The sequence below is a fragment of the Hydrocarboniphaga sp. genome, from assembly GCF_028291725.1.
Classification (GTDB): Bacteria; Pseudomonadota; Gammaproteobacteria; order Nevskiales; family Nevskiaceae; genus Hydrocarboniphaga.
Window position 1 is genome coordinate 21,448 of record NZ_JAQGNT010000055.1, and the last position, 23,486, is coordinate 44,933.

Consider the following 23,486-nt stretch of genomic DNA (forward strand, 5'->3'; position numbering starts at 1 on the left):
GGTTACGCATCGGGCTTCGCACGTCGGCAAAGGATTGCCGGCCTACGGTTCATTCGCCGTCCGACATCGTTCGGTATCAGTGCCGGATTCAGGGCTTGATTCAGTGCTTGATATGGCGCGCGAGCTCGAGCTTGCCGATCTGGTTGCGGTGAACCTCGTCCGGCCCGTCGGCCAGGCGCAGGGTGCGGGCCTGCGCGTAGGCGTAGGCCAGCGGGAAGTCGTCCGATACGCCGCCGCCACCATGCACCTGGATCGCCCAGTCGATCACCTGGCAGGCCATCAGCGGCGCGGCGACCTTGATCATCGCGATCTGCTTGGCCGCGATCTTGTTGCCGACGGTGTCCATCATGTAGGCCGCGTTCAGGGTCAGCAGCCGGCACTGGTCGATCTGGATGCGCGCCTCGGCGATGCGTTCCAGCGTCACCGTCTGCGCGGCGATCGGCTTGCCGAATGCAGTACGTGCCAGCGCCCGTTTGCACAGGTACTCCAGTGCGCGCTCGGCCAGGCCGATCAGGCGCATGCAGTGATGGATACGGCCCGGGCCAAGCCGGCCCTGCGCGATCTCGAAGCCGCGGCCCTCGCCCAGCAGCATATTGCTCACCGGTACGCGCACGTTCTCGAACAGCACTTCGCCGTGGCCGTGCGGCGCGTCGTCGTAGCCGAACACCGGCAGGTGACGCAGGATTTTCAAACCCGGCGTGTCGCGCGGCACCAGGATCATGCTCTGCTGCGAATGGCGGCTGGCGTTGTCGGGGTCGCTCTTGCCCATGAAGATGAAGATCGCGCAGCGCGGATCGTTGGCGCCCGACGACCACCACTTGCGGCCGTTGATCACGTACTCGTCGCCGTCGCGCACGATAGCGCTGCTGATGTTGGTGGCGTCGCTCGACGCGACATCCGGCTCGGTCATCGCAAAGCACGAGCGGATCTCGCCCGCGAGCAGCGGCTTGAGCCAGCGCTGCTGTTGCTCCGGCGTGCCGTAGCGCGTCAGCACCTCCATGTTGCCGGTGTCGGGCGCGTTGCAGTTGAACACTTCCGGCGCCCAGGGCACGCGGCCCATGATCTCGCACAGCGGCGCGTACTCGATGTTGCTCAGACCGGCGCCATGCGCGGATTCGGGCAGAAAAAGATTCCACAATCCCGCCGCTTTCGCCTTGTTTTTCAGCTCTTCGACGACTTTCGTCGGTTGCCAGCGATCACCTTCGGCAACCTCGGCGGTGAAGCGTCTCTCGTTAGGGTAGACGTGCTCGTCCATGAACGCGTTCAGGCGCTGCTGCAGATCCTTGACACGCTCGGAATATTCGAAATCCATTACGCAGCTCCCACATCTTTTGCGACGGTGATGACGACCTTGCCGGAGACGCGCCTGTCCATCAGCGCGCGGATCGCCTCGGCACCGCGCGCCAGAGAAAAGCGCTCGCCGATATGTGGCCGCAGGCGGCCTTCTTTTAGCCAGCCGAACAGCGTCGTCAGACTTTCGTAGTTGTCCTTGGGATTGCGCTTGATGTGCTCGCCCCAGAACACGCCGACGATGCTGCAGCCCTTCAGCAGCGTCAGATTCACCGGGATTTTCGGAATCTCGCCATTGGCGAAGCCGACAATCAGATGGCGCCCGCGCCAAGCGCTGGAGCGCAACGCGATCTCGGTGTACGCGCCGCCGACCGGGTCGTAGGTCACGTCGACGCCGCGGCCTGCGGTGATCGTCTTCAGCCGTTCCTTCAAATCCTCGCTGCTGTAATTGATCAGCTCGTCGGCGCCATGCTGCTTGCAAACCGCGAGCTTTTCAGCCGAGGACGCCGCGGCGATCACGCGCGCCCCCAGCACCTTGCCGATCTCGATCGCGGCCAGGCCGACGCCGCCCGAGGCGCCGAGCACCAGCAGGGTCTCGCCGGACTTCAGTGCCGCGCGATCCGCGAGTGCGTGGTACGAGGTGCCATAGGTCATCACGAAAGCGGACGCGGTGACGAAGTCCAGCCCGGCCGGCATCGGTATCAGCGCATCGGCGTCGGCGACCACCAACTCGGCGAACGCGCCCCAGCCGGTGAACGCGATCACGCGGTCGCCGGGCCTCAGGTTCTTCACCTCGGTGCCGACTGCTTCAACCACACCGGCGCATTCGCCGCCCGGCGAGAACGGCAGCGGCGGCTTGAACTGGTACTTGTTCTGGATGATCAGCGTATCGGGAAAGTTCACACCGGCCGCATGCACGCGGATCAGGGCCTGGTTTTCACCAGGCACCGGCGCCTCGGTTTCTTCGATCACCAGGCTTTCAGGCTCGCCGTGTTGTTTGCAGAGCAGGGCTTTCATTTAAAAGTCTCCATAGGTTGTTCCCCTCTCCCGCTTGCGGGAGAGGGTCCCGCGCAGCGGGGGGTGAGGGCTTGCTATGTCGCAGAAAAGCCCCTCACCCGGCCCTCCGGGCCACCCTCTCCCACGCGTGGGAGAGGGGATAACGCTCACGCCGTCAGATACCCGCCATCGACATTGATGCACGCACCCGTCGTATAACTCGCCGCAGGTGACACCAGATACAAAACCGTGCCGGCCATCTCGTCCGGGCTCGCATGCCGGCCCATCGGGATGTGCGACATGAAGCCGGCGTTGGCTTCGCCCTGCTGGATCAGCGTTGCAGCGAACTTGGTGTCGGTGAGCCCCGGCAGCAGTGCGTTGACGCGGATGTTCAGCGGCGCGCATTCGCGGGCAAAGGCCCTGGTCATCGCGATCACCGCGGACTTGGTCACCGAATAGATGCCCTGCAGCGGGCCGGGCACCACGCCGTTGATCGAGGCGGTGTTGACGATCACGCCGCCGCCGTTCTTCTGCATCAGCTTGACGCCGCCGCTGCTCATGAACCAGTAGCCGCGGATGTTCACGTCGACGGTCTTCTGGAACGCGCCGACATCGGTCTCCCAGATCGGGCCGTAGTGCGGATTGGTCGCGGCGTTGTTGACCAGGATGTCGAGCCGGCCGTAGCGCTGCTCGACATGCGCGAACAGCGCGTCGATCTGCGCCAGCTCGCCGATGTGGCAGGCCCAGGCCTCGGCCTTGCCGCCGCCGTCGCGGATCGCGGCCGCGACCTTTTCGCAATCGGCCAGCTTGCGGCTCGACACGATGACCTCGGCACCGGCCGCGGCCAGCGTGCGCGCGATCGATTCGCCGATGCCGCGGCTGGCGCCGGTGACCACGGTGATCTTGCCGCCGAGGTCGAACAGCGCGGCGGGGCGGGTCTGCGAAGTCATGAGGGGCTCCTGTCCTTGAGTCTGGCTGGGTCGGAATCGGTTGCGCAGAGCCTAGGCTGGCCCTTGCTCTCGATCAAATGAACACGGCTTATGCTGAGCGGAGTAGGTTGGGGTTCGCTGCGCTCACCCCAACCTACCGCCCTGCTTCGCTGGTCTCCTTCCCCCGCATGCGGGGGAAGGTTGGGATGGGGGCGGGACGGTAAAGAGTTGCTCCGCGACTGTTCGCCCCCACCCTAACCCTCCCCCGCAAGCGGGGGAGGGAACTTCATCCGCCCCGCTTGTTGTCTTTCGACAGCTTCCTTGCCAGCGTAATCAGATGGGCCAGGCTCGCCGACTGGTAGTTCTCGCGGTACACCAGGCTCATCCTCGCCTTCGGCGCCGGGTCGTCGATGCGCCGGTAGATTACGCCCTCGGAATTGATCTGCCGCATCGACGCCGGGACCATCGACACGCCCATGCCGGCCGCCACCAGGTTGACGATCGAGGTCACCTGCAGCGCTTCCTGCTCGATCCGCGGCGAGAAGCCGCCGCGGCGGCAGGCCGCGATGATCTCGTCATACAGGCCCGAGCCGACTTCGCGCGAGAACATCACGAAAGGCTCGCGGGCGAGGGATTCCACCGACAGCGTTTTCTGCTTGCCCAGCGGATGATTCGACGGCAGCGCGATCAGCAGGTCTTCGTCGAACAGGGTTTCGACGACCAGGCCGGGGTCGTCGCTGATCAGCGGCCGTACGAAGGCTGCGTCCATGGTGCCGGCCAGCACCGCCTTGGCCAGGTCCGGCGTGCTGCCCTCGATCAGCGATAGCGCCACCGCGCGGTACTGCTCGCGGAATTCGCGCAGGATCAGCTGAATGCGCGGATGGAACGGCGCCGAGTTGATCATGCCGATGGTGATCGCGCCCTGGTCGCCGCGGGCGATGCGCTGCACGTTGCGCGTCGCGCGCTCCACCTGGGCCAGGATCGCCTTGGCGTCGAAGAAAAACGCCATGCCGGTCTCGGTCAGCGAGACGCCGCGCGGCAGGCGCTTGAACAGCGGCGAGCCCAGCTCGGCCTCGAGCTGCTGGATCTGCTGCGACAGCGGCGGCTGGCCCAGGCCCAGCCGCTGCGCCGCGCGGGTGAAGTGCAGCTCTTCGGCGACGGCGACGAAATAGCGCAGGTGTCTCAGTTCCATCTGATACTCCGTACGTATGGCTGATAACGGCGCCATATATTGGACGTATCGATAACTCCAAGTCTACAGTCGCCGCCTAGGCTGCTATGGTGGCAGGTGGAGCAAACCCGATGATGATGAACGACATGGACCAGAACCCGGCCGAGACCAAGGAATGGCTCGATGCGCTGCAGGCGGTGCTGGAACGCGAAGGCCCCGAGCGCGCGCACCAGCTGCTGGAGACCTTGACCGAAAAGGCGCGCCTATCCGGCGCCTTCATCCCGTTCTCTCCGAACACGCCCTACATCAACACGATCCCTCCGAACCTGGAGGAACGCAGCCCCGGCAACCACGAGCTGGAATGGAAAATCCGATCCTTGCTGCGCTGGAACGCGATGGCGCTGGTAGTCAACGCCAACAAGGAGCATCACGGCATCGGCGGACACATCGCGTCCTACGCCTCGGCCGCTACCTTGTATGAAGTCGGCTTCAACCATTTCTGGAAAGGCGCCGAGCATCCCGACGGCCAGGATCTGGTCTACATCCAGGGCCATTGCACGCCGGGCATTTATGCGCGTGCCTACCTCGAAGGCCGGCTGAGCACCGAACAGCTCGGCCGCTTCCGCATGGAGGCGCTGTCGCCAGGCCTGTCCTCGTACCCGCATCCCTGGCTGATGCCGGACTTCTGGCAGTTCGCCACGGTGTCGATGGGCCTGGGGCCGATCATGGCGATCTACCAGGCGCGGCTGATGAAGTACATGCATCACCGCGGGCTCAAGGAAATGAGCCAGCGCAAGGTCTGGTGCTTCTGCGGCGACGGCGAGATGGACGAGCCCGAGTCCATGGGCGCGCTCGACATCGCGCATCGCGAGCAGCTCGACAACCTGGTATTCGTCGTCAACTGCAACCTGCAGCGGCTCGACGGCCCGGTGCGCGGCAACGGCAAGATCATCCAGGAGCTCGAGGGCACGTTCCGCGGTGCCGGCTGGAACGTGATCAAGCTGGTTTGGGGCGGGCCCTGGGACGCGCTGCTGGCGCGTGACGCCAGCGGCAAGCTGATCCAGGCGATGAACGAAACCGTCGACGGCGAATACCAGGGCTACAAGGCTCGCGGCGGTGCATTCACGCGCGAACATTTCTTCGGTAAGTACCCGGAGCTGGAGCGCCTGGTGTCGACGCTCAGCGACGAGGAGATCGCCGCGCTGCCGCGCGGCGGCCACGATCCGCACAAGGTCTATGCGGCCTACGCTGCCGCGATCAAGCACACCGGTTCGCCGACGGTGATCCTGGCCAAGACCGTTAAGGGTTATGGCATGGGCGAGGCCGGCGAAGGCCAGAACATCACGCATCAGCAGAAGAAGATCGGCCTCGACGCGCTGCGCAAATTCCGCGACCGCTTCAAGATCCCGGTGCCGGACGAGCAGCTCGAGGAGATGCCGTTCTACAAGCCCGCTGACGACTCGCCCGAGATCCAGTATCTGAAGGCACGCCGCGCTGAACTCGGCGGCTCGCTGCCGGCGCGCGTGGTCAAGCCCGAAGCGCTGGAGATCCCGCCGCTGGCGACGTTCCAGCGCCTGCTCGACGGCACCGGCGAGCGCGAGATCAGCACGACGATGTCCTTCGTGCAGCTGCTGCAGGCGCTGATCCGTGATAAAAATGTCGGCAAGCGCGTGGTGCCGATCATCCCCGACGAGGCGCGCACTTTCGGCATGGAGGGCATGTTCCGCCAGCTCGGCATCTATTCCATCGTCGGCCAGAAGTACAAGCCCGAAGACGCCGACCAGCTCGCGTTCTACCGCGAAGACATCAAGGGCCAGATCCTGGAGGAAGGCATCACCGAGGCCGGCAGCATGTCGAGCTTCATCGCCGCCGGCACCGCGTATGCGAACCACGGCTACAGCCTGCTGCCGTTCTATGCGTTCTACTCGATGTTCGGCTTCCAGCGCGTGATGGACCTGTGCTGGGCCGCCGGCGACATGCGCGCGCGCGGCTTCCTGCTCGGCGCGACCGCCGGCCGCACGACGATCAACGGCGAGGGCCTGCAGCACGAAGACGGCCATAGCCTGGTGATGGCCGGCCTGGTGCCGAACTGCAAGAGCTACGACCCGGCGTTCGGCTACGAGCTCGCGGTGATCGTGCATCAGGGCCTGCGCGAGATGTACATCGACCAGCAGGATCACTACTACTACCTGACGATCTACAACGAGAACCACACGCACCCGGCGATGCCGGCCGGCGTCGAGAGCGGCATCATCAAGGGCATGTACCTGTTCAAGGCCGAGGACAAGCCGGCCAAGACGCACGTGCAGCTGATGGGCTCGGGCTCGATCATGCGCGAGGTCATCGCCGCGGCCGATCTGCTGCGCGAAGACTGGGGAGTCAGCAGCGATGTTTGGAGCGTGCCGAGCTTCAACGAGCTGTCGCGCGATGGCCGCGAAGTCGAGCGCTGGAATCTGCTGAATCCGACCAAGCCGCAAAAGAAGAGCTATGTCGCCGAATGCCTGGGCGGCATGACCGGCCCGGTGATCGTGGCGACCGACTGGGTGCGCGCCTATGCCGAGAGCATCCGCCCCTACGTGGCCGCGCCGTATCACGTGCTCGGCACCGACGGTTTCGGCCGCTCGGACAATCGCCCGGCGCTGCGCGACTTCTTCGAAGTGGATCGCCGCTGGATCGTGGTCAAGGCGCTCGGCGCGCTCGCCGAACAGAAGCTGTTACCGCCGGAACGCGTGACGCAGGCGATCAAGATCTACGGCATCAAGCCGAATCGCGCCGCGCCGTGGACCGTATAAGAAGAACTCAAAGGACGCACGATGGCGAAGCTTGAAATCAAGGTCCCCGATATCGGTGACAGCAGCGATGTGCCGGTGATCGAGCTGCTGGTCAAGGTCGGCGATACCGTCACCAGGGAACAGTCGCTGATCGTGCTCGAATCCGAGAAGGCGACGATGGAGGTGCCGGCGCCGGAAGCCGGCGTGATCCGGAGCCTGTCGATCAAGGTCGGCGACAAGGTGTCCAAGGGCACGCTGATCGGCGAGATCGAGACCGAAGCGGCGGCGGCAGCTGCTCCGAAGGTCGAACCCGCCGCGGCAAAAACTCCTTCCCCTGCGCCAGCGGGGGAGCCGTTGGCCCAGGCGAAGACCGAGGATTCTCGGTCTGAGTTAAGCCAACGGCGGGATGGGGGCGCGAAAAGCGCAACGGCGGCCCCACCGTCCGCCCCCACCCAACCCTCCCCCGCAAGCGGGGGAGGGCAGATCCTTGAAGTGAAGATCCCCGACATCGGCGACTACCAGGGCGTGCCGGTGATCGAGGTGCTGGTCAAGGACGGCGACACCGTCACCGCCGAACAGGCGCTGCTGGTGCTGGAAACGGACAAGGCGACGATGGAGGTGCCGAGCCCCGGCGCCGGCGTCGTCCAGGGCTTCAGGATCAAGGTCGGCGACAAGGTGTCCAAGGGCGATGTGGTTTGCACGCTGCAGGGTTCGAGCAGCGGTGCGAAAGAAAGCGCCGCCCCCGCAGCCTCGTCACCTTCCCCTGCGCCAGCGGGGGAAGGCCGGGATGGGGGCGCGAAGAGCGCAACGGCGGCTCCGTCGTCCGCCCCCACCCAACCCTCCACCGCAAGCGGGGGAGGGCTCAGCGAAGAAACCCCGCAAGCCTCAAGCGGCAAACCCGGCGAACTCCCCTACGCCGGCCCCGGCACGCGCAAGTTCGCGCGCGAACTCGGCGTCGATCTGACGAAAGTAAAAGGCAGCGGCCTGCGCGGCCGCATCGTCGTCGAAGACGTGCAGGGTTTCGTCAAACAGACGCTCGCTCAGCCGGCGGCAGTGGCTGCGGCACCCAGCGGCGGCAGCGGCATCCCGCCGATCCCGGCCGTGGATTTCAGCCTATTCGGCGAGATCGAGACCACGCCGCTGGCGCGCATCCGCAAGCTGTCGGCCACGCATCTGCACCGCGCCTGGGTCAACATCCCGCACGTCACCCAGACCGACGACGCCGACATCACCGAGCTTGAAGCCTTCCGCAAGTCGGCCAGCGAGGAGACCGGCACCAAGCTGACGCTGCTGCCCTTCGTAATGAAGGCGGTCGAGAAGGCGATGCAGGCGCATCCCGATTTCAACACCTCGCTGTCGCCCGACGGCGCCAGCCTGATCAAGAAGAAATACCTGCACATCGGCTTCGCAGCCGACACCCCCAACGGCCTGGTCGTGCCGGTGGTGCGCGACGTCGACAAGAAGGGCATCGTGCAGCTCGCCAATGAATGCGCCGAGCTGGCATCGAGGGCGCGCGACGGCAAGCTCAAGCCCGACGAAATGAAAGGGGGCTGCTTCTCGATCTCCAGCCTGGGCGGCATCGGCGGCAGCTATTTCACGCCGATCGTCAACGCACCCGAAGTGGCGATCCTGGGCGTGTCGCGCGGCGTGATGAAACCGGTCTGGGACGGCAAAGCTTTCCAGCCGCGGCTGATGCTGCCGCTGTCGCTGAGCTACGACCACCGGGTGATTGACGGCGCCCTCGGCGCCCGCTTCATCGTGCTGCTGACCAGGCTGCTCGGCGATCTGCGACGGCTGGCGTTGTAAAAGATCCGCTGGATCGAGCTGCGCTCGTACAACTTGAAACACTTGCAAAGGCATCTGTTACATATTGCTCGCGCGTGCATATCAGCAAGTGATTGCCTACGATAGTTTGCGCCAGTAGTCGAAGTAGTTTGACGCAGGTCTCATTGAGCGTCGCCGTATGTCGGTCCAGGCTCTGGCGATCGAGCAGGAAATGGGGCCAGAATCGGGTTCGGAGACATTGGAAGTCTGCGGGGGCGCGATGCTTATGAGAATGGGGAGCGCTGCTTTTTCTGGCTGGGCGGCATTGCCGGTGGGTGAGGTATCGGTTCAGGCCCTCGCGGCCCCCGATCTTCCGAACATGGTCGGTGCGGCCCCCAGGTTCCTCGCGATGCTGGAGCAGGTTCGCAGAATCGCGGGTGCCATCGCGCCGGTGCTGATCGAGGGCGAAACCGGCTCGGGCAAAGAGTTGGCAGCACGCGCGATCCACTATCTGAGTGCGCGGCGCGACCAGCCGTTCGTACCGCTCAACTGCGGCGCCATCCCGGACAACCTCGTCGAGTCCGAGCTGTTCGGCCACGTTCGTGGTGCTTTCACCGATGCCAAGCAGGCGCGGTTCGGCGTGGTTACCCAGGCCAACGGCGGCACGCTGTTTCTCGACGAAGTCGATTCGCTGTCGCTCAAGGCGCAGGTCGCGCTGCTGCGCTTTCTGCAGGATCACCGCTATCGCCCAGTTGGCCACGACCGTGATCAGGTCAGCGACGCGCGCATCATCGCTGCTAGCAACCGTTCACTGAAGGAACTGGTCGGCCGCGGCGAGTTCCGCGGCGATCTGTTGTACCGGCTCGACATCCTGTCGTTGCGCATTCCACCGCTGCGCGAACGCGCCGAGGATATCGAAACGCTCGCGCGCCACTACATTGCCCGTTTTTGCGAGCAGTACAATCTCGCGCGCAAGTCTCTGCATCCGGCCACGCTGCACTGGATGAAAGCCCACCACTGGCCCGGAAACGTGCGCGAGCTGGAAAACCTGATGCACCGCTTCGTGCTGCTCGCCGATGGGCGCGAGATTGTTTTCAGCAGCAGTGATGTCGATGGCGGAACGCCCACTGAGCTGCGGTCCTTGGGGCACGCGCCAGGCGATGGTCTGTCCTATCCGGCGTTCCATAGTGCCAAGGCGCTCGCCATCGCCGAGTTTGAACACCGCTACCTCGTGCATCTGCTCGAAGAGACCAGCGGCAATGTCAGCGCCGCCGCGCGCCTGGCCGGCAAAGAGCGCCGCTCACTCGGCAAGCTGCTGAAGAAGTACGACATCGGCACGCAGCAGTTCCGCAGCTAAGCGGCATTCCCATTCGACAATCGCCACGGCGTGTGGCGGCTTTCGTGTGTTCGCGGATGGGTCGTCATCAACCCACCCCTGGGGCCTCCACGCCCCGCCCGGCTGCGCCTTGAAGGCATTGATATTTGCATGGCCGCGGTATTGGCGGAGGGTGGGTTATCGCCGCCGCACGGCTTCGATGTCGAAAAAATAAACACTTAACTATCAACTCGTTATCCATGTCTACCGGATGGCCCGAGGCTTGCCCGTCGAACTGGGCTTGCGGTGCGCAAACCGGAGGCTGGTTGTGATGGAACGACGTCTTGCTGAACTGAGCAACGCGGTCTTGCGCTATCTCGCGGCGCATCCGAATGCGGCGGACAGCGCCGTCGGAATCCGCCAGTGGTGGCTGGGCGACGTGGGCTTCAAAGCAAGCGCGATGGAGCTGCAGGCCGCGCTCGACCAAATGGTCGCGCGCCGGCAGATCCGGGTCAGCGTTCTGGCGGATGGCATCGAGCTTTATTCGAGCGCAGCGGGTGTTTGAGACCAAGGAGCCTTTCGTGACGGAATCGATCAGCTGGAACGTAACGACACGCGCCATCGGCGGGCCACAGATCGCGTCAGGTGGCAGCCTACAGGCGGATGCCTACGACAAGCTCGAGGTCACCGTCGCTGCCGGCGCGACGCAGGCGGTCAACATCGCGCCCGGCAATTGGACCTCGGTGCAGTTGCTGGTGATCAACCCGTCTGCGGCGAGCAATACCCTCACTTACAACTTCGGCACGAGCGATATCGTGCTGGACGGCACGCTGTTCCTGGCCGGCCTCGGCGCTGTGTCGCTGCTGGGAGCCGGCGCAGCAACCCTGACATTCAAAAATACCTCCACTGCCGACATCACCATCGACATTCTCGTCGGCCGCAGCGCCTAAGCGCGGCGCGCACTCCAGATCGATCAATCGAGGGGCTTCCAATGCCAGTGCAACTCAGTTATCCCGGCGTCTACATCGAGGAGCTGCCCAGCAGCGTGCGCACGATCACCGGCGTGGCGACGTCCATTGCCGCGTTCATCGGTTCGGCCCCGCGCGGGCCCACGGATCAGCCGGCGACCATCCTGAGCTTCGCCGATTTCACTCGCGTCTACGGCGGACTGTGGAGTACCAGCACGCTTGGTTACGCGGTGCAGCAGTTCTTCCTCAACGGCGGCAGCCGGGCGGTGATCGTGCGGGTTGTGCCTGCCGATGCCGCCACCGCTCAACTCGACCTCGACCCGGGCAACAATTTCGTTCTCGCTGCGGCGAATCAAGGTGTTTGGGCCAATAAGCTGTTCGCCCGCATCGACTGGCTGACCCGGGATCCGACTGACATCAGCCTGTTCAATCTCTATTTGAAGGACGCCGGCACCGGCACTACCGAAACCTTCCGCAACGTCTCGATCGACACGGCCGATCCGCGTTTCGTGACGTCGGTACTCGCGCAGCAGTCTCAACTCGCCCGCGTGGCCAGCATCGGTGTGCTCACGCGTCCGCAGTCCAGCGTTGCGGCACCGGCGGGCACCGATCCGTTCAGCGCCGCCGGCAATGCGTATTCCGTCACCGCGACCGGAGCGGACGGGTCCGCGATCGGCGACGCCGAAGTGACTGCCGGGCTGCCTTTGCTGGACAAGACCGACCTGTTCAACCTGCTATGCCTGCCGCCGCCGACGCGCGATTCGGATTTTCTTCCGGCGACCTGGGCTGCGGCGATTGCCTATGCGCAGGGCCGGCGCGCGGTGGTCATTGTGGATGCGCCGCTGACGTGGACCGACCCTACGACCCTCTCCGACGCCGACGTGAGCGCGGTAGCGACCACGCGCAGCGATAGCGCGGCGCTGTATTTTCCGCGCCTGTTGATTGCCGATCCGCTGCAGGAAAACCGGCTCGCCAGCTTTGCACCCGGCGGCGTCGTCGCCGGCATCATCGCGCGCACCGACGCGCAGCGCGGCGTGTGGAAGGCACCGGCCGGCATCGACGCCACGCTCACCGGTGTTTCCGGGTTGGCGTTCGGCGATCAGGTGGCGCCGCCCGCACATCTCACCGACGGCGACAACGGCCTGCTCAATCCGATGGCAGTGAATTGCCTGCGCAATTTCCCGGTGACCGGGCCCGTAGTCTGGGGCACGCGCACGCTTGCAGGCACCGACGCGCTGGCCTCGCAATGGAAATACCTGCCGATCCGCAGGCTCGCGCTCTACATCGAGGAGAGCCTGTTCCGCGGCACGCAGTGGGTAGTGTTCGAGCCCAACGACGAGCCGCTGTGGTCGCAGATCCGTCTCAACGTCGGCGGGTTTCTGCAGACCCTGTTCCGCCAGGGCGCGTTCCAGGGCTCGACGCCGAAGGACGCGTACTTCGTCAAATGCAGCAGCGAGACCACGACGCAAACCGACATCGACAACGGCATCGTCAACATCATTGTCGGTTTCGCACCGCTGAAGCCGGCGGAATTCGTCGTGATCCAGATCCAGCAAATCACTCCGCAGTCCTGAAAAGCCGGGGACAACGAAATGGCACAATTCACCGTCAACGCGACGCGCTTCGATCCCTACAAGAACTTCAAGTTCCGGGTGAAATGGGACGGCCGCTATGTCGCGGGCATCTCCAAGGTTGGCGCGCTCAAGCGCAGTACCGATCCGGTGGAGCACCGCGAAGGCGGCGATCCGTCCACGTCGCGGAAATCACCGAGCCGAACCAAGTACGAGGCGATCACGCTGGAGCGCGGTGTCACCCACGACACCGAGTTCGAGCGATGGGCCAACAAGGTCTGGAACTTTGGCTCCGGCCTCGGCTCGGAAGTCTCGCTGAAGGACTTCCGCAAGGACCTGATCATCGAGGTCTACAACGAAGCCGGCCAGCTCGCGCTGGCCTACAAGGTCTACCGCTGCTGGGTTTCGGAATACCAGGCGCTGCCCGACCTGGACGCCAATGCCAATGCCATCGCGATCCAGCACATCAAGCTGGAAAACGAGGGCTGGGAACGCGACTACGAAGTCACCGAGCCGGCCGAGCCGAGCTACAGCGAACCCTGAGTTCATAACATGCGATTTGCCGCAAAGGATCTGCTGGCGATATGGGAGCAAGGCCAGACGCGCCATGCGCTCGACCGCGCGTTGCTGCTGTTCGCTGCCGCCTGCCCGGAGTTGCCGGCAGACCAGCTCGCCGACCGGCCGCTAGGGCAGCGCAACCAGGCCTTGCTGCGGCTGCGTCAGCACAGCTTCGGGCCGCGCATCGTCGCCCATGCCGACTGCCCGGATTGCGGCGACCGCATGGAACTGGCGTTGCGCACCGATGCGTTTCTGTCCGAGGCCGCAGCGCCCGATACAGCCGCCGAATTCGAAGCCGACGGCTTGCGCTTCCGCGCCGTCACCAGCCGCGATCTGGCGGCGGTGCTGGGCCACGCGGATGCGGAATCCGCCGCACTGCATCTGCTCGAACGTTGCTGCGTCTCGCGGCCCGACACGGCGACGCTTCGTGATCTGCTCGGCACAGTAGAGGCCGGGCTTGAATCGCTAGACCCGGATGCCGACATCGAACTGTCGCTGGCTTGCGAGACTTGCGGACATGCCTGGAACGCACCGTTCGACATCGGCGCGATGCTCTGGGACGAGGTCGATGCCCGTGCCCGCGCGCTGCTGGGCGAAGTGCATGCGCTGGCCGGCGCCTACGGCTGGTGCGAGCGCGACATCCTCGCGCTCAGCGAACAGCGCCGGGCGGCTTATCTGGGCATGGTGGCGGCATGAGCGGCTTCCTGCGCAGGCTTTCGGCGCAGGCGCTAGGCAGCGCTGCGCCGGTGCGATCCGCAACTCGGTTGCCGTATGCCGCTGGGCCGATGCAGCTCAATCATCCGATGAGCGAAGAAGTGGCGCACGAGGTCGCACCCGCGCCAATGCCGCACCCGTTTTCGACTGAAAGACAAACTATTGCTGCCGGCCCGCTGCAAGCCGATGGTCCTTTCTTCACTTCGGCGCCACACGTCGCCCGCGCGCGCGCTCACCTCGATTCTTTCGACAAAGATCCGCCAATCGAGCTACCGCCACCGCTGATCGACAGGCCCCGATCCCCAGAGCTGCGCCGCGAGGCGGAAGCTTCGCCGCAGCGGCATGCGTCGTTCGTCGACACAGCGGATGCCGCCAGCGCTGTTGTATCCGAGCGCCGGCCCCCACCGCCGCCACTGCTTCCGCCACAAACGCGCTTCACGCCTTCGGCGGCAGTTGCATTCGCGAGCCGGCCACCGGCGGACAGCGAGGCGCACGAGGTCCACGTCACGATCGGCCGCATCGAAATCACCGCGGTCCACGAAGCGCCGCCGCCGCGTCGGGCACCCGCCGCCAAGCCGGCGAAAAAACTGATGTCGCTCGACGACTATCTGGCCAAGCGGCAGCCGGGGCGTGGGTGAGCAGCGCGCTCGCCATCGCCGGCGTCACCGCGGTGTTGCGCGACAAGCTCAACGACGGCGTCGTCAATGGCAACGTCAGCGGCATTCTCGGTACCACCGTCACGGTCAGTGCGCTGCCGCCCGACCAGGTGGTGTCGGCGAGCGGATCGGAAACCTCGCAGCTCAATCTGTTCCTGCACAAAGTCACGCTCAACACCGGCTGGTGCAACGAGGGCCTGCCATCGCGCGATACCGCCGGTCAGACCCGGCTCAGCAATCCGCCGCTGGCCTTGAATCTGCACTACCTGCTGAGCGCCTATTCCGGCGGCGACCTGCACGGCGACATCCTGCTCGGCTACGCGATGCAGCTGATGCACGAGACGCCGGTACTGACGCGCACCGCGATTCGCACCGCACTGGTTCCGTCGCCGGACGTTGGCCTCGACCTGCCACCCGCGCTGCGCGCGCTCGCCGACTCCGGGCTGGACCAGCAGATCGAACAGATCCGCATCACGCCGGAATACCTCAACACCGAAGAACTCTCCAAGCTGTGGACAGCGATGCAGAGCCGCTACCGGCCCAGCGCCGCGTACCAGGTATCGGTGGTGCTGATCCAGGCGACGCAGCCGGCGCGCTCGCCGCTGCCGGTGCTGTCGCGCGGCAAGGTCGATGCCGTCACTCATCGCGAAGCGGGCATCAAGGTGCAGCCGGATCTGCTGCCGCCGTATCCGTACATCGAATCCATAGCTCCCGACACCGCGCAAATCGCCGCGGAAATGGGCGACAGGCTGATCGTGTCCGGCCACAACCTCGATGGAAGCGCCGGGCAATACCGGCTGCTGCTGTCCAATGCAAAACTCGGCGTCGAACGCGAACTGGGGCCCGAGGCCGATCCCGCTTCAGCGTTGTCGGTACCGTTCGATCTAAACGATCCAAACAACATCCCGGCCGGTACCTACGCCGCCACACTGAAGCTGTTGAAGGTCGGCGAACTCCAGGCGCGTACCACCAATGCGGCGGCGCTCGTCGTCGCACCAAAAATAACCGGCGGCCTTGCTTCGCCGATCCACCTCGACGCCGCCGGCAATCTCACACTGACGCCGACCTGCACGCCGCCGGTTCGGCCCGAACAGCGCGTATCGCTGATACTCGGCGGGTACGAAGTCGTCGCGGACAGCTTCACTACCGCGACGACCACGCCGAGCTTCACGTTCGCGAAGTTGCCGGTGGGCGAGTATTGGGTGCGGCTGCGTGTGGACGGCATCGACAGCCTGCTGGTCAAACGCACGGTCGGCGAAGTGCCGAGCTTCATCGGCCCCAGAATCGAGGTGCAGGCGTGAACGCGCCTCAGCCGCTCGACTGGAGCGACGCCAACCAGCGCCTGCTCGCCGCCGAGTTCGCGCGGCTCAAACGCCAGCTCGCTGGTGATGACGCCGCGGATGCGCTTGCCGGACTGCAAGCGGCCCAAGCCGCGCTATCCGCGCCGGCGGCCATCGACACGCTGGCGCAGGCCTTCGGCCTCAGCGCGTTCGAGCGCGATCTGCTGCTGCTTTGCGCCGGCGTGGAAATGGACGCGGAACTCGCCGCGCTGTGCGCCTCCACAAAAACCAGCCCTCGCGGCGGCGCCAGCTTCGGCCTCGCGCTGGCCGTGCTAGCGGACCCGCACTGGAGCGCGCTCACGCCCGCGCGCCCGCTGCGCCGCTGGCGGCTGCTCGAACCCGCCGACGAAGCCAGCATCGCCGCCGCCCGGCTGCGCATCGACGAGCGCGTGCTGCACTATCTCGCCGGCATCAACTACCTCGATCCGCGCCTGCAGCCGCTGCTGCAGCCGCTGCCGCTCGCACAGTTGATGGCGCCGGCCCACCAGCGACTTTGCGCCAGCATCACCCAAGCACTCGCGGCACCGGCCGCTCGCTCGCCCATCCTGCAACTCAGCGGCGATGATCCGCATGCCCAGCAGGACATCGCCGCGCACATCGCCGCGCAATGGTCGCTGCAATTGCACGCGCTGAACACGGACGACATCCCCGCGAACCTGCTTGAGGCCGAAGCGCTGATCGTGCTGTGGGAACGCGAAGCCGCGCTGCTCGACAGCGCGCTGCTGATCGAATGCGGAGAAGCCGCGATCAGCGCCGCGGCGAGACGCTTCATCGAACGCGTCGGCGGCGTCGCATTCGTCGCCACACGCGAGCGACTGAAACTGCGCCGCTCGGATCTGCATTTCACCGTGAACAAGCCCGAGCGCCTCGACCAGAAGCAACTATGGACACAGGCGCTCGGCGCCGGCGCCGCGCGCCTCAACGGCACGCTGGACGGCGTCGCCGCGCAATTCCGCCTGAGTGCGCGGACCATCGCGCAGACCGCTGCGGAACTGCCGAACGACCATACGGCGGACATGGCGCCGGATGCGCTATGGCAAGCCTGCCGCAGCTCCGAACACACGCGGCTGAACGAACTCGCCCAGCGCATCGAACCCGCCGCCGGCTGGGACGACCTGGTGCTGCCCGAGCCGCAGAAAAACACGCTCAAGCAGATCGCCGCGCACGTCCGCCACCGTCTCACCGTCTACGAGCAATGGGGCTTCGCCGGCAAGGGCGCGCGCGGCCTCGGCATCAGCGTGCTGTTCGCCGGCGAAAGCGGCACCGGCAAGACCATGGCCGCCGAAGTGCTGGCCAAAGAGCTGCACCTCGATCTCTATCGCATCGATCTCGCCTCGGTGGTCAGCAAGTACATCGGCGAAACCGAAAAGAACCTGCGCCGCGTCTTCGACGCCGCCGAAGACAGCGGCGCCATCCTGCTGTTCGACGAGGCCGACGCTCTGTTCGGCAAGCGCAGCGAAGTGAAGGACAGCCACGACCGCTACGCCAACATCGAGGTGAGCTATCTACTGCAGCGCATGGAAGCCCACCGCGGCCTCTCGATCCTCACGACCAACCTCAAGACCGCGCTGGACACCGCATTCCAGCGGCGTCTGCGTTTCGTCGTGCAGTTCCCGTTCCCGGATGCACCGCAACGTGAAACCCTATGGCGCGGCATCTTCCCCGCCGCAACGCCGCTCGCCGCGCTCGACTACGCCAAACTCGCACGTCTCAGCGCTGCTGGCGGCAGCATCCGCAACATCGCGCTCAACGCCGCGTTCAATGCAGCGGAAGCGCACGAAGCCGTGAGCATGAAGCACCTGCTGCAGGCCACGCACGCCGAAGCGTCCAAGCGCGAGCGGCCCTTGTCCGACGCCGAAACCCGAGGCTGGGTATGAAGCGCGTGGTTCTGTACATCGACCGGCTGGTACTTAAGGGATTCGATCGCCGGGACCGGCATGCGCTCGCTGCCGGCCTGCAGCAGGAGCTGACGCGAATGTTTGCCGAGCCGGGCCTGATGCGGCAGCTGGTGGCGAAAGGCGACATTGGGGTGATCAAGACCGGCGCCGTGCGTATCGCCGCATCCGCATCGCCTGCGAAGGTCGGATCGCACCTGGCTGGCAGTATTACGCAAGGAGTCAAGGCATGACCGCCCGCAGATCGGCCAAGCCCGCGCCCCCGTCGAAGGCACCGTCGAACCTGCCGCATGCCAGCGTGCTACTGCGACCCAAGCTCAATATGGGTGCCCGCAAGGACGCTTTGGAGGTGGAAGCGGACCGGGTGGCCGATCGGTTTCTGTCCGGCTACGCGCCGTCGGATGTCGGCCGCGCTCCGACGAGCATTCAGCGCCATCGCGGGCTGCCCGCTGAAGGCTCCGGTGGAGTGCCCGATAGCGTCGATGGCGTCCTTGCGAATGCCGGTACACCGCTGGAGCCCGCGCCGCGGCAGGACGCGGCCGATGCGCTGTTCGGCAAGCGCAGCGAAGTGAGGGACAGCCACGACCGCTACGCGAACATCGAGGTCAGCTACCTGCTGCAACGCATGGGTATGAAGCAGATCACTGTAGCGAGCGATCGGGTAGTACTGCGGGGCATGCATATCAACCAGGCCAGCTTGGCGCTGGAGCTGCAAAGCGATCTCGCACGACAGCTAGCGCAGCGCTTACCCGGCGACGGTATCGGCAGTGCGTGCGAGATTCGAACGCTGAACATCCGCCGCGAGAGCAACGCGCCGGCGAAGGACCCACCGCATTTGATGGCGCAGGGCATAGCGGGAGCTCTCACGTCATGACGCATGCATCCCGGCAGTCGGTTGCTCCGGCGCTTTCGCCCAACTCGGAACATTCGAGCGCCGGCAACTCTCGCTGGGACAATCTGGAAAGAGAAGCTGATCGCGCTGCGGACCAGGCGCTGGCCGTGTCGGAAAGTGAAGTCGGGAGTGTCAGTCGCGTCCACCTCAGCCAGAACACTCTGGGTCCCGGCGACTATGAGCCTCTCTCGGAAAGTGTGCAGCGCACGTTGGTGACGCCCGGTGCGCCACTCGAACGCGGCTTGCGAATGGACATGGAGCGCAGGCTCGGACATGACTTCTCGCACGTGCGCGTGCATGCGGATTCAGCCGGGGCAGATTCCGCGCGCCAGATCGATGCACAGGCCTACACCGTAGGGAATCACATCGTCTTCGGCACCGGCCATTTCGCGCCGACGACACACTCCGGCAGACACCTGATCGCGCACGAGCTCGCACACGTCGTCCAGCAATCATCGAAAGGCGCGGCGGCGGGAAATGCTGGGGTGGTGCAGCGGAAGCCGCTTCGCGATCCTGTCGGCAACGAGAGTTCGCCGCCGCTGCTCGAAAGGCCTGACCCAGGTCCGATCGTCTTCGACCAGCCCTCGCAATCCCCGCCGGCGAACATATCTGTTCCGTACGCTGCACCCAAGCCCATGGCCGCGCAGCCGCCGATTAATGGAGGGCCGGTGCCGCAGGTGAACCCACTCGCGAGTCCCGCAGCCGCCGGGGAAGGCGCGTCCGCTACTGCTCCCGCGGTCAGCCCAGCAGAGACCGGTGAAAGCGAGATGCCACGGCTGACCGACCGGTTTACCGATCCGGTCGCAACGACTGGTGATTCCACGCCGCGTGAAGGAAACTTCGAAGCAGACAAAGTCGATCTTGCAGAGCTGTTTCGTGCGTTGGCGTTCGGTGCACGCGAGTCGCGCAAGACGGTCGAATCCTATGCCCGGGACGCGCGGGCGCACGTCGATCGGAGCGCGGATGCCGCGATCAAGAAGGCTGGCGATCACGCGAAGGACGCGGAAGACGCGATGATCGCCAAGGCCGGCACACGGCACAAGCAGGTGGATCAGCTGGTCGACGCCCATGAATCGCAGCTGGCCTGGCAGGTCAAGCAGTGCAAGGAACGCGCGGGCGAGTATGCGGCGAACGCGAAGCAGGCCTACACCGACGGATTCGATCTCTACCGCGGCGAGTTGGCCGGGGTTTTCAACGTGTGGGGAAGGAGGTTCGAAAAACTCGACAAGGACGAGGGCACACGAATCAAGGAGACCATGACCGGATTCAGATCGACAGCGCTCGACTACGCAGGCAATTACGACATCATCTATATCCGGTCGAATACCAGCCAGAGCGCCGGGCGCGCCGAAGTTCAGCGCGATGCGGCCACCGAAGTCGCGATGGACTTCATCGAAAACGCGAACAAGGTCGAGCCACCGATCACCACCTCACTTTCGGAAATCACGTCGAATCTGATCCGCCAGGTGTGGAAGCAGCGCGACGACGCATTGGAAAAATACAAGGAAGGCCTGCAACCCGTACTCAAGGGTGTCGACGATCAGCTCGCCGCGGCGCGGGTCGATATCGACGTGAAGCGTATGAAGGTGGGCGTCAAGCTCACGAAGGTCAGGGCGGCGTTGCACGCACGCCTGGACTTGCTCGAGCACGATGCCACGAAGCGCAACGCTGAGTTCGAATCGCAGGTCAAATCCGAAATCGACAAGGCCCGCTCCGGTGCGGACAAGCGGATCCTGCGCGCGGCGCCCACGGCGATGAAACCCATCGGCGACGTCGTGAACGATGCAGTTGGTTTGCTCGCGAGCCGGAAGGAAGAGCTCGATCCAGCGGCTGCGAGGCAGTTCGTCGGCGAAGTGGTGCAGTTTTCGGTCGACGCCGCCGAGGGCACTCGCGCGATATTCGCCGGCGCGCGCAACACGGGGGTCAGTTCCCTCGCGTCGGCTGGCCCGCTCGCCAAGCTGCGCTTCGCGCAGAGATTTGCCAGCTTTCGACAGCAGCTTAACGAGGAAGGCGCGCAGAAAGAATTCGAGATGATCGAGTTCAGCGGCAACGCGGACGACTTTCTCGCAGCGACGCTGACCGATCTCGACGGGAGCTATCACGAGGGCATAGTCCGCGCGGCGGCAGCGCTCACCAAGATCGTGGTCGATACGCGTGACACGATCTATGACCCGTTGGAGCAGGCTCGCAAGGACGTCATCACGTCGGTCAACCAGGGACTGGGCCAGATATCGGACGAAAAGTGGAAGCTGCTAAAGGAAATTCCCAAGGCCGCGCGCCATGCCGCCTGGGTGTACGACCACCCGGTCAGGGACCGCATTGTCCGCGGCGCCGATATCTTTCTTGGGGTCCTTGCCGCCGTGCTTGTGTTCGCAGCCCTGGTTGTCGCGCTGCCATTCATCCTCGGAGCAGAGGCCGCGCTGGTCGTTGTTTGTCTCATCGCTTTCGTTAGCGGCTTCGCGATGGGCTACTACGGTGTGCAGGCGTACAAGGAACGCCGTAAGGCCGGTGACAGCGCGGCTTCTGCATTTTTCGGAGCGGTCGCGGACGTCACCGGGTTGACTGACTTTCGCCGTTCATTCACTGACCAGAAGATGCCGGACTTCGAGCGGGGATTCGCCATCGGCAATTTCTTTATTGCGCTCTTTGGCGCGAAGGAAGGTGTGGGCCGCTTTTACAAGTCGGCGAAGCTGCGCTTCCCGAAGTTGTTCACGAATCCTTTCCGGCCCAAACTGCCGCCGATTCCGCTCGAGCCCCCGGTCGCGGCAGTCGGAGGCATGGCAGTAGATCTGCCGAAGCCCGGCCTGCCCGATAATCTGAACATCCCGCATGAGGGTGTCCCCGGCGCGGAGGCGACCGACAGACCGCCCGCGCCGCCGTCCGATGCCCCAGGCTTCAAACCGCCGCATGAAGAAATTCCCGGCCCGGACACGTCCGCGAGGTTTCCCGAGCCAGCGCCGGATGGCCCCGCCTTCCCGCAGGCAGACGAGCAATTGCCCCAGTCAGACACCTCGACGAAGGCACCCGAACCGCAGCCGAAACAGCAGCCCACACCCGACACATCCGGTGAAGCGCCCGCGCCCAAGCCGGGGCGGGTGGGCTTCGAACTACCGTACGAAAAAGTGTCTCCCGCTAAAGCACGGGGGGCAACCGGCACCCCGGACACGAATGTAGATAGTCCGCGGCTTCATCATCGCAATAAGCCAACCGCCCCCGAGACCACACCACCGGCGCCCAAAGGGCCGATCGGCTTCAGGCCACCGGAAAAATCTCCGCCCGCGGCAACTCCCCGGCCGGAGACGCCGGGACCGGCCGGAGAGGCTTCGCCTCCAGCCGGGGGCGTCTCGCAGATGCCACCGGCACGCGAGATCCCGGGCGCAGGTCCTCGTGCCGGAAATGCGCAGGCTCCGGCCACTCGCCCTGCGACAACGATGAGTTCCACGCGTGCAATGCCGCATCCCGAAGCCGGTGCGCACGGCGGCCCGGCACCGACGAAAGGAACCGCGGTATCGAACGTCGAGCCGGAAGGGGCCGGCGCTGCTGCCCGGCAGGACGTGGGGCCCGCGCAGTTCGATGCCGAACTCGCCGACGAACTCGCCGTGCGTGAGGCGCGCAGCCGCCGAATCGCCGCCGAGGACACCGCCGCCAAGGTGCACCGGGAGGTCGCGGAAATCGAGCAGATCAACAAGGAACTGGGTCCGCGGCCCGAGCGTGATCACATTCACGACGAACTGCAGAAGCACAAGGCTGCGCTCGAGGAGGCAAAAAAAGAAGTGGCCGACGCAAAGCGCGCGGAGATCGAGGCCGAAGCCGCGGAACGCATCGGCCTCAAGCGCCGGCGGGATCTGGATCCCGCGGCAGCGAAACACGATACGGAGCTCCGCCAGCACGCGGAGGAGGAATACGGGCGGCGCATGGAGCGGGTCGGCGAGCTCGACGAATTCATGAAAGAAAATGAACCCGCCGTTGCCGCTGCCAAGGACGAGGTTGCCCGGAAGCAGAAGGCTTTTGACAAGGCGGAACCGGGAGAAGCCTGGGATCCGAATACCAAGTCGAAGTTCAACGTCAGGGAGAGGGCCCGAAATCAGCTGAACCAGGCCGAGCATGATCTGGCACGCGCCGAAGGTCGCAACTCCGACGCGCTCAAGGCGAAGGAGAAGCAGCTCGAACGCATGCAGGACCTCGATCGGGCCATCAGTCCCGACGACTACCCGGATCTCACCGCCGACAAGGGCGTCTATGGCGAGAAGAGGGGTCGCGCTGACTTGAACGAAAAGGGATACAAGTTCAAGGGCTCGTCCAAGGAGCCGGCGCTGGGTAAACCCAAGGATCAGGGACTCGACGGCGTATTCGAGAACGAAACTCCACCGCCCGATGAACCCAAGCACGTCGTCGCCGAGATGAAGTACGACACGTCGGAGCCCACGCCGGGGCAGAAGAAGACGGAGTGGGTGGACGACAACCTCGAGACCACCGTCGGTCCCGACCACGCCAACAAGATGCGGCGCGAGGGATACGAATACTGGGTGGTCAAGTACGACCCGGTCACCGGCAGGGTCCGTCCCCCGAAAAAGATGTGGGCGTGGGAACCGAACGGAAAAATCGGCCCCGGCAAACGCGTGCTCGGCGACGCCCACCCGATTTCACCGGACTGAA

At 65.0% G+C, this 23,486-nt stretch carries 18 protein-coding genes; 14 read left to right on the plus strand and 4 right to left on the minus strand.

Annotated elements, in window-relative coordinates; translation table 11 throughout:
• Nucleotides 1–100 precede the first annotated feature (100 nt).
• From JWQ90_RS15115 to JWQ90_RS15130, 4 genes are all read right to left on the minus strand, one after another.
• Nucleotides 101–1,312, minus strand: coding sequence for an acyl-CoA dehydrogenase family protein (locus tag JWQ90_RS15115; protein WP_299695672.1), 1,212 nt, complete (start codon nucleotides 1,310–1,312; stop codon nucleotides 101–103).
• Nucleotides 1,312–2,307 carry an NADPH:quinone oxidoreductase family protein gene (locus tag JWQ90_RS15120; RefSeq protein WP_299695673.1) on the minus strand — a complete coding sequence of 332 codons (996 nt, stop codon included), beginning with the start codon at nucleotides 2,305–2,307 and terminating at the stop codon, nucleotides 1,312–1,314. Before JWQ90_RS15120 ends, JWQ90_RS15115 begins: the two co-directional genes overlap by 1 nt.
• A gap of 146 nt (nucleotides 2,308–2,453) precedes the next feature.
• On the minus strand, nucleotides 2,454–3,236 hold the full coding sequence (locus JWQ90_RS15125; protein ID WP_299695674.1) for an SDR family oxidoreductase: 783 nt from the start codon (nucleotides 3,234–3,236) through the stop codon (nucleotides 2,454–2,456).
• 265 nt (nucleotides 3,237–3,501) lie between these two features.
• Nucleotides 3,502–4,407 carry a LysR family transcriptional regulator gene (locus JWQ90_RS15130; RefSeq protein ID WP_299695675.1) on the minus strand — a complete coding sequence of 302 codons (906 nt, stop codon included), beginning with the start codon at nucleotides 4,405–4,407 and terminating at the stop codon, nucleotides 3,502–3,504.
• Between the two features lie 110 nt (nucleotides 4,408–4,517).
• Here JWQ90_RS15130 and aceE point away from each other — a divergent pair, with 110 nt between their 5' ends.
• The 14 genes from aceE to JWQ90_RS15200 all read left to right on the plus strand — a co-directional run bounded on the left by aceE (nucleotide 4,518) and on the right by JWQ90_RS15200 (nucleotide 23,485).
• A complete protein-coding gene (gene aceE / locus JWQ90_RS15135; RefSeq protein WP_299695676.1) occupies nucleotides 4,518–7,178 on the plus strand; it encodes a pyruvate dehydrogenase (acetyl-transferring), homodimeric type in 2,661 nt (886 codons plus the stop codon).
• Between the two features lie 21 nt (nucleotides 7,179–7,199).
• Nucleotides 7,200–8,963, plus strand: a complete 1,764-nt coding sequence (aceF, locus tag JWQ90_RS15140; RefSeq protein WP_299695677.1) for a dihydrolipoyllysine-residue acetyltransferase — start codon at nucleotides 7,200–7,202, stop codon at nucleotides 8,961–8,963.
• Nucleotides 8,964–9,300: 337 nt separating this feature from the next.
• Entirely contained in the window at nucleotides 9,301–10,278 is a 978-nt protein-coding gene (locus JWQ90_RS15145) for a sigma-54 dependent transcriptional regulator (RefSeq protein ID WP_299695678.1), read from the plus strand.
• Between the two features lie 241 nt (nucleotides 10,279–10,519).
• Nucleotides 10,520–10,801 carry a hypothetical protein gene (locus JWQ90_RS15150; protein WP_299695679.1) on the plus strand — a complete coding sequence of 94 codons (282 nt, stop codon included), beginning with the start codon at nucleotides 10,520–10,522 and terminating at the stop codon, nucleotides 10,799–10,801.
• 16 nt (nucleotides 10,802–10,817) lie between these two features.
• Nucleotides 10,818–11,186, plus strand: a complete 369-nt coding sequence (locus JWQ90_RS15155; protein ID WP_299695680.1) for a hypothetical protein — start codon at nucleotides 10,818–10,820, stop codon at nucleotides 11,184–11,186.
• Nucleotides 11,187–11,227: 41 nt separating this feature from the next.
• Entirely contained in the window at nucleotides 11,228–12,778 is a 1,551-nt protein-coding gene (locus JWQ90_RS15160; RefSeq protein ID WP_299695681.1) for a phage tail sheath subtilisin-like domain-containing protein, read from the plus strand.
• 18 nt (nucleotides 12,779–12,796) lie between these two features.
• On the plus strand, nucleotides 12,797–13,318 hold the full coding sequence (locus JWQ90_RS15165) for a phage tail protein (RefSeq protein ID WP_299695682.1): 522 nt from the start codon (nucleotides 12,797–12,799) through the stop codon (nucleotides 13,316–13,318).
• 9 nt (nucleotides 13,319–13,327) lie between these two features.
• Nucleotides 13,328–14,029, plus strand: coding sequence for a hypothetical protein (locus tag JWQ90_RS15170; RefSeq protein ID WP_299695683.1), 702 nt, complete (start codon nucleotides 13,328–13,330; stop codon nucleotides 14,027–14,029).
• The gene (locus tag JWQ90_RS15175; RefSeq protein WP_299695684.1) at nucleotides 14,026–14,685 is read left to right on the plus strand and encodes a hypothetical protein; all 660 of its coding nucleotides are present in this window, start codon (nucleotides 14,026–14,028) and stop codon (nucleotides 14,683–14,685) included. Before JWQ90_RS15170 ends, JWQ90_RS15175 begins: the two co-directional genes overlap by 4 nt.
• Nucleotides 14,682–16,004 (plus strand): DUF4255 domain-containing protein, encoded by a 1,323-nt coding sequence (locus tag JWQ90_RS15180; protein ID WP_299695686.1) that lies wholly within the window; start codon nucleotides 14,682–14,684, stop codon nucleotides 16,002–16,004. The genes JWQ90_RS15175 and JWQ90_RS15180 overlap by 4 nt, the downstream gene beginning before the upstream one ends.
• Complete coding sequence (locus JWQ90_RS15185) at nucleotides 16,001–17,920, plus strand: ATP-binding protein (RefSeq protein WP_299695687.1); 1,920 nt, start codon at nucleotides 16,001–16,003, stop codon at nucleotides 17,918–17,920. The genes JWQ90_RS15180 and JWQ90_RS15185 overlap by 4 nt, the downstream gene beginning before the upstream one ends.
• Complete coding sequence (locus JWQ90_RS15190) at nucleotides 17,917–18,171, plus strand: hypothetical protein (RefSeq protein WP_299695688.1); 255 nt, start codon at nucleotides 17,917–17,919, stop codon at nucleotides 18,169–18,171. Before JWQ90_RS15185 ends, JWQ90_RS15190 begins: the two co-directional genes overlap by 4 nt.
• Nucleotides 18,168–18,812 carry a hypothetical protein gene (locus tag JWQ90_RS15195; RefSeq protein WP_299695689.1) on the plus strand — a complete coding sequence of 215 codons (645 nt, stop codon included), beginning with the start codon at nucleotides 18,168–18,170 and terminating at the stop codon, nucleotides 18,810–18,812. Before JWQ90_RS15190 ends, JWQ90_RS15195 begins: the two co-directional genes overlap by 4 nt.
• A complete protein-coding gene (locus tag JWQ90_RS15200) occupies nucleotides 18,809–23,485 on the plus strand; it encodes a DUF4157 domain-containing protein (protein WP_299695691.1) in 4,677 nt (1,558 codons plus the stop codon). The genes JWQ90_RS15195 and JWQ90_RS15200 overlap by 4 nt, the downstream gene beginning before the upstream one ends.
• The last annotated feature ends 1 nt before the right edge of the window (nucleotide 23,486 follow it).

What these genes read in the sequence shown, in the direction of transcription:
- JWQ90_RS15130 (WP_299695675.1), bottom strand. Translation starts at nt 4,407, where the DNA reads ATGGAACTGAGACACCTGCGCTATTTCGTCGCCGTCGCCGAAGAGCTG.
- JWQ90_RS15170 (WP_299695683.1), top strand. Translation starts at nt 13,328, where the DNA reads ATGCGATTTGCCGCAAAGGATCTGCTGGCGATATGGGAGCAAGGCCAG.
- JWQ90_RS15160 (WP_299695681.1), top strand. Translation starts at nt 11,228, where the DNA reads ATGCCAGTGCAACTCAGTTATCCCGGCGTCTACATCGAGGAGCTGCCC.
- JWQ90_RS15190 (WP_299695688.1), top strand. Translation starts at nt 17,917, where the DNA reads ATGAAGCGCGTGGTTCTGTACATCGACCGGCTGGTACTTAAGGGATTC.
- JWQ90_RS15195 (WP_299695689.1), top strand. Translation starts at nt 18,168, where the DNA reads ATGACCGCCCGCAGATCGGCCAAGCCCGCGCCCCCGTCGAAGGCACCG.
- JWQ90_RS15115 (WP_299695672.1), bottom strand. Translation starts at nt 1,312, where the DNA reads ATGGATTTCGAATATTCCGAGCGTGTCAAGGATCTGCAGCAGCGCCTG.
- JWQ90_RS15200 (WP_299695691.1), top strand. Translation starts at nt 18,809, where the DNA reads ATGACGCATGCATCCCGGCAGTCGGTTGCTCCGGCGCTTTCGCCCAAC.
- JWQ90_RS15120 (WP_299695673.1), bottom strand. Translation starts at nt 2,307, where the DNA reads ATGAAAGCCCTGCTCTGCAAACAACACGGCGAGCCTGAAAGCCTGGTG.
- aceF (WP_299695677.1), top strand. Translation starts at nt 7,200, where the DNA reads ATGGCGAAGCTTGAAATCAAGGTCCCCGATATCGGTGACAGCAGCGAT.
- aceE (WP_299695676.1), top strand. Translation starts at nt 4,518, where the DNA reads ATGATGATGAACGACATGGACCAGAACCCGGCCGAGACCAAGGAATGG.
- JWQ90_RS15145 (WP_299695678.1), top strand. Translation starts at nt 9,301, where the DNA reads ATGGTCGGTGCGGCCCCCAGGTTCCTCGCGATGCTGGAGCAGGTTCGC.
- JWQ90_RS15165 (WP_299695682.1), top strand. Translation starts at nt 12,797, where the DNA reads ATGGCACAATTCACCGTCAACGCGACGCGCTTCGATCCCTACAAGAAC.
- JWQ90_RS15175 (WP_299695684.1), top strand. Translation starts at nt 14,026, where the DNA reads ATGAGCGGCTTCCTGCGCAGGCTTTCGGCGCAGGCGCTAGGCAGCGCT.
- JWQ90_RS15125 (WP_299695674.1), bottom strand. Translation starts at nt 3,236, where the DNA reads ATGACTTCGCAGACCCGCCCCGCCGCGCTGTTCGACCTCGGCGGCAAG.